5 protein-coding genes are annotated in these 5,003 nt (G+C 53.4%); 4 read left to right on the top strand and 1 reads right to left on the bottom strand.

The window, feature by feature from the left end; genetic code table 11:
• The 3 genes from tilS to ACIQ2T_RS11885 form a co-directional block, all read left to right on the top strand.
• Positions 1-852 (top strand): tRNA lysidine(34) synthetase TilS (tilS, locus tag ACIQ2T_RS11895; RefSeq protein WP_397591003.1); only part of this gene is annotated, 852 nt, incomplete at its 5' end.
• A 112-nt stretch (positions 853-964) separates the two neighbouring features.
• Complete coding sequence (gene ftsH, locus ACIQ2T_RS11890; RefSeq protein ID WP_397591002.1) at positions 965-2,911, top strand: ATP-dependent zinc metalloprotease FtsH; 1,947 nt, start codon at positions 965-967, stop codon at positions 2,909-2,911.
• 65 nt (positions 2,912-2,976) lie between these two features.
• A complete protein-coding gene (locus ACIQ2T_RS11885; protein WP_397591001.1) occupies positions 2,977-3,336 on the top strand; it encodes a hypothetical protein in 360 nt (119 codons plus the stop codon).
• A 179-nt stretch (positions 3,337-3,515) separates the two neighbouring features.
• On the opposite strand, the gene rpoZ is transcribed toward ACIQ2T_RS11885, so the two are convergent.
• Positions 3,516-3,860 (bottom strand): DNA-directed RNA polymerase subunit omega, encoded by a 345-nt coding sequence (rpoZ, locus tag ACIQ2T_RS11880; RefSeq protein ID WP_300037789.1) that lies wholly within the window; start codon positions 3,858-3,860, stop codon positions 3,516-3,518.
• A gap of 121 nt (positions 3,861-3,981) precedes the next feature.
• Between rpoZ and ACIQ2T_RS11875 the strand changes: the two genes are divergently transcribed.
• Positions 3,982-5,003, top strand: a 1,022-nt coding sequence (locus ACIQ2T_RS11875; RefSeq protein ID WP_397591000.1) for a phosphatidylserine/phosphatidylglycerophosphate/cardiolipin synthase family protein, incomplete at its 3' end; no start/stop codon positions are given.

The following is a 5,003-nucleotide window of genomic DNA, read 5'->3' as shown; positions in this document are numbered from 1 at the left end:
TCTGGTGGACCGGACAGCTTGGCTTTGCTTTTGCTGGCGCAGGCGGTGTTGCCTGGAAAATTGGTGGCTGCAACAGTTGATCATCAATTACGGCCAGAGGCAGCGGATGAGGCGCGATATGTCCACAGCGTTTGCGAGGATTGGGGCGTTCCACATGTCATTCTGACACCAAATGCCGCCATAAGTGGCAATATCCAATCATCGGCGCGGGTTGCGCGCTATGCATTGTTAGAGCGCGCCGCTGATGCGGAAAACTGCAAATATATCGCCACCGCACACCATGCGGATGATCAATTGGAAACCCTGTTGATGCGGCTGGCAAGAGGCAGCGGCGTCGACGGATTATCCGCCATTCGGGCCCGCAATGGTCGCGTTGTCCGTCCACTTTTAGATTTTAGCAAGGCTGAGCTCATCGACATCTGCACACAGGCTGATGTGCAGACAGTCGATGATCCTAGCAACGCCAACGCAGCCTTTGACCGCGTCGCCATCCGGAACTGGCTGGCCAGCACGGCGCATCCCTTTCGTGCCGACCGGGCGGGACGCACCGCAGCCGCTTTGGCCGAAGCAGCCGACGCCCTGACCTGGATGACGGACGAGCTTGCGGATCACAGAATTACACGCGAAGCCGGCATGGTTTTTTGCGACGCGCAAGACCTACCGAATGCTTTGAGAAGGCGTCTTTTATTGCGCTGCCTTGAGGCGTTAGACCCCGACATTACGCCACGTGGCGACGCTATCGACCGATTGCTGATTGCCCTCACCGACATGCGCACCGCAACAATAGGCAACGTCAAATGCACGGGCGGAAAACAGTGGCAGTTTTCTATCGCGCGCCCGCGGCGAACGTAAACATCTACAGACTAGAAATTTGCCAATCCCTATATTGTCATTCACATATTCGCGCCTACATTAGCTTTGTATTCCCGCGCATTTTGTACGGGCGCTAATCAAGGCAGTGATGATGAACGACGAACAAGAACCAAAAGGCAATCCGATGCTCCGCAATATGGCTATCTGGTCCGCGATCATTGTGGCGCTTTTGCTTGTTGCCTCGATATTCAGCGGCTCCTCGGTGCCAACCAACGGCATCACCTATTCGTCTTTCCGCGACAAAGTTGAGGCAGGTGAAGTTAAGTCCGTTGCCATTGCGCCGGAACGCATCACCGGCAAGCTTCAAAATGACGAAACTTTCGTCACTGTTCCGATCCCCAACGACACGAGCCTATATCCCCTACTTGATGAAAAGGGTGTGGTCGTAGAGGCGAAGGCAGAGGAACAACCAAGCCTCTTGCTATTGTTGATTTATCAGGCGCTTCCGTTCCTGCTGATCTTGGGCATCGCATTCTTCGTTCTGCGCCAGATGCAAAAGGGTGGCGGCGCTGGCGGGGCAATGGGCTTTGGCAAGTCGAAGGCGAAATTGCTCACCGAAAAGCATGGCAAGGTTACCTTTGACGATGTTGCCGGTATTGATGAGGCCCGCGATGAACTGCAGGAAATCGTAGAATTTCTGAAAGACCCGCAAAAGTTTAGCCGCCTCGGTGGTAAGATTCCAAAGGGCGCATTGCTCGTTGGTTCACCGGGTACAGGTAAGACTTTGCTGGCGCGTGCTATTGCAGGTGAGGCTGGCGTTCCGTTCTTCTCAATCTCGGGCTCTGACTTTGTTGAAATGTTCGTTGGCGTTGGCGCAAGCCGCGTGCGCGACATGTTTGAACAGGCGAAGAAAAATGCGCCATGCATTGTCTTCATAGACGAAATCGACGCAGTTGGACGTAGCCGCGGCGCAGGCCTTGGTAACCAAAATGACGAGCGCGAACAGACGCTGAACCAATTGCTGGTCGAAATGGACGGTTTTGAAGCCAATGAAGGCATCATCATTGTAGCTGCCACCAACCGTCCCGACGTCCTTGACCCAGCCTTGCTGCGTCCCGGCCGTTTTGACAGGCAGGTTGTTGTTCCGCGCCCTGACATAGATGGCCGCGTTAAGATCCTCGAAGTGCACATGAGGAAGGTACCATTGGCTCCCGACGTCGATGGGCGCGTGATCGCACGCGGAACCCCAGGCTTTTCGGGCGCTGACCTTGCAAACCTTGTGAATGAGGCGGCGTTGCTTGCCGCACGTCGCGGCAAACGCTTGGTCGCCATGCAAGAGTTTGAGGATGCCAAAGACAAGGTAATGATGGGCACTGAGCGTAAGTCCATGGTCATGACCGAAGACGAGAAGAAGATGACGGCCTATCATGAGGCCGGCCACGCAATCGTCTCGATACACGAGGTCGCATCTGACCCAATACACAAGGCAACTATCATTCCACGTGGTCGCGCCTTGGGTATGGTCATGCGCCTACCAGAGCGCGATAACTACAGCTACCACCGTGACAAAATGCACGCCAACCTGTCTGTATCGATGGGTGGCCGCGTGGCGGAAGAACTGATCTTTGGGTATGATAAGGTCAGCTCGGGCGCATCAAGCGACATTCAATATGCAACGAGCCTTGCGCGCGACATGGTCACGCAATGGGGTATGTCGGACGCCATGGGGCCCCTACAATATGAAGAGCGTCAGGAAGGCTATCTCGGTTATGGCATGTCGCAACGTTCGGCCATGTCTGACGAAACCGCACAGAAGATTGATGCAGAAATCCGTAAGCTGGTCGAAGGCGGTCATAAGCGTGCTACCGACCTTTTGACCGAACATAACAATCAATTGCACCTGCTGGCCAATGCGTTGCTTGAATTCGAAACGCTCTCCGGCGAAGAGATTAACCAGTTGTTAGAAACAGGTAAGTTTGAGCGGGATGACGGCAAGGTCATCAAGCCTTCGTCTATCCCGACAGTTGGTACAGCGATACCTAAGGCAGGACGGGGCAAGTCCACGCCAGTTGGAGGCGCGACGCCCCAAGGCGCTTAATTTCCAGCTATCATTCGCGGCCTCAACTCTTTAACCTTCGGGGTGAGAGAGTTGAGGTCACCAATATGAAATTCGCGTTGCTATTAGCAACCGGCGTGTTGCTAACTGCAATCCCTGCAAATGCCATGGATGCAGAAACCTTTTTTATTAAAGCGGTCGCTTTGAAGAAAAAGGGCATGGGCGCCGTCTTTGCGAAGGATCTTAAGCCAATGATAAGGGTATTTGAGGCCGCCGCAAAAGCGGTAAAGGCTGAGAATGATGTTGCCAGAACAATAGGCGCCCCTTTATTCTGCGCGCCCAAAAAATATCGCCTGACTGCAGATCAATTTATCAGCGAATTCAGTCGTATTCCCAAAGAGCGCAGACAAATACAATCGGTTCGCGATGCATGGCGCGAAATAGTCATCCGCCGTTTTCCCTGCTAACTTAAACGCAATAGGGATAGGCCGACACCCCGCCAGAAAAACAGCACCGCACATATGGAAACAATATCGGGCTATACGCTGAGCTTTTTGTATGGCCGCTCGTTTTTTAGCGCTAACCTAGAAAGCCAAAAAAAGGCCCGGGTAAGCCGGGCATTCTTTTCAAATAGATTAAAAGCAAATTACCGATCGTAATCGCGCTGCATACCTGCACCGCGTGCCGGAGCGGCAGCCGTAAGGCGAAGTGCTTCGGCAGACAGGCTGATCGAGCCAACTGCATCTGCTTCTTCGTCCTCATCCACTTGGACCTTCTGAAGCGACTGCACGAGGCCTTCCTTCAGTTGGTCGGGACGGACAGTCTCCTCGGCGATTTCACGCAAGGCTACGACTGGATTTTTATCACGGTCGCGGTCAACGGTCAGTTCAGCGCCACCAGAGATTTCGCGCGCACGTTCGGCGGCAAGTAATACAAGGTCAAACCGGTTGGTGATCTTGTCGATGCAATCTTCAACAGTAACGCGTGCCATCTTGGCTCCTGATTCTTCGTAAATTTCGGGAAGTTGCCCGCGCCTAGAGATAACTGACCAAAATGTCAATGAAAAGGGCGGGTCGCTTGCGGCATGCTGCGCAAAGCAGTAACATGGGGAAATGACAGTGCAATCAGGCAGGCCCGACTTTCCCGGAACGCACTTTCACATTGCGGGCCACGATTTGCATGTGGTTCATTTGCCGCAAGATAGGCTGGACGCAGTATTGGGGCTCATCGCCCGCGCTAAAAAATCTATCCAGATGTTTTTCTATATGTTTGGCGATGATGCCACTGGCCGTGAGGTGCGTGACGCGTTGGTGGCTGCCGCAAACAATGGAGTGCACGTCCAGCTGATCATCGATAGTTTCGGATCGGGGAATGTAAGCGACCGTTTCTTCGATGCATTGGTTGAAGCCGGCGGCTGCTATCACTGCTTTAGTACGCGTAAAGGGCTTGGCTACATCATCCGTAACCACCAGAAAATCTTGATCGCTGACAGCGCGCATGCGCTGGTTGGCGGCTTCAACATTACAGACGATTATTTTGGTCGGGCCGGGGACAATAGCTGGGAAGATCTCGGCATAATCGTATCGGGGGCCCAAGCGCAGAAACTGAGCGATTATTTCGAAGATTTGGCGCGTGCCTCCAACAATGGGAAAGTACGATACCGCAGCATCCGCAATATCATCCACCAATGGCGTCCCGGCATCGGCCAAGTACAATGGCTTTTGGGTGGCCCGACAAACCGCATTTCGCCTTGGGCGATTACGTTCAAACGGTCGCTTGAGGCTGGCAAAAGATTCGACATTGTGTCGGCCTATTTTTCGCCGTCACAAACTATATTACGACGCCTTGCCAAGGCAGCCAAACACAATAAAGGGTCGCGTCTTGTCGTGGCGGGAAAGACCGACAATAATGCGACGATAGCGGCTGCGCGCTTGCTGTATCGCTACCTGATGCGGCGAAAGACCCGGATATTCGAATTTCAATCGCGCCCGCTCCACATGAAGCTAATGGTCATTGATGACACCGTCTATATCGGTTCGGCCAATTTGGACGTCCGCAGCATGTTCATCAATCTAGAAATCATGGTGCGCATCAAAGATGCAGGCCTTGCGCTGCATATGCGTAAGTTAATTGA

This window comes from Sphingorhabdus sp. (assembly GCF_044357595.1).
In the GTDB taxonomy this organism is placed as follows: Bacteria; Pseudomonadota; Alphaproteobacteria; order Sphingomonadales; family Sphingomonadaceae; genus Sphingorhabdus_B.
This window is presented reverse-complemented; position numbering and strand designations above follow the sequence as displayed.

What these genes read in the sequence shown, in the direction of transcription:
- ftsH (WP_397591002.1), top strand. Translation starts at nt 965, where the DNA reads ATGAACGACGAACAAGAACCAAAAGGCAATCCGATGCTCCGCAATATG.
- ACIQ2T_RS11885 (WP_397591001.1), top strand. Translation starts at nt 2,977, where the DNA reads ATGAAATTCGCGTTGCTATTAGCAACCGGCGTGTTGCTAACTGCAATC.
- rpoZ (WP_300037789.1), bottom strand. Translation starts at nt 3,860, where the DNA reads ATGGCACGCGTTACTGTTGAAGATTGCATCGACAAGATCACCAACCGG.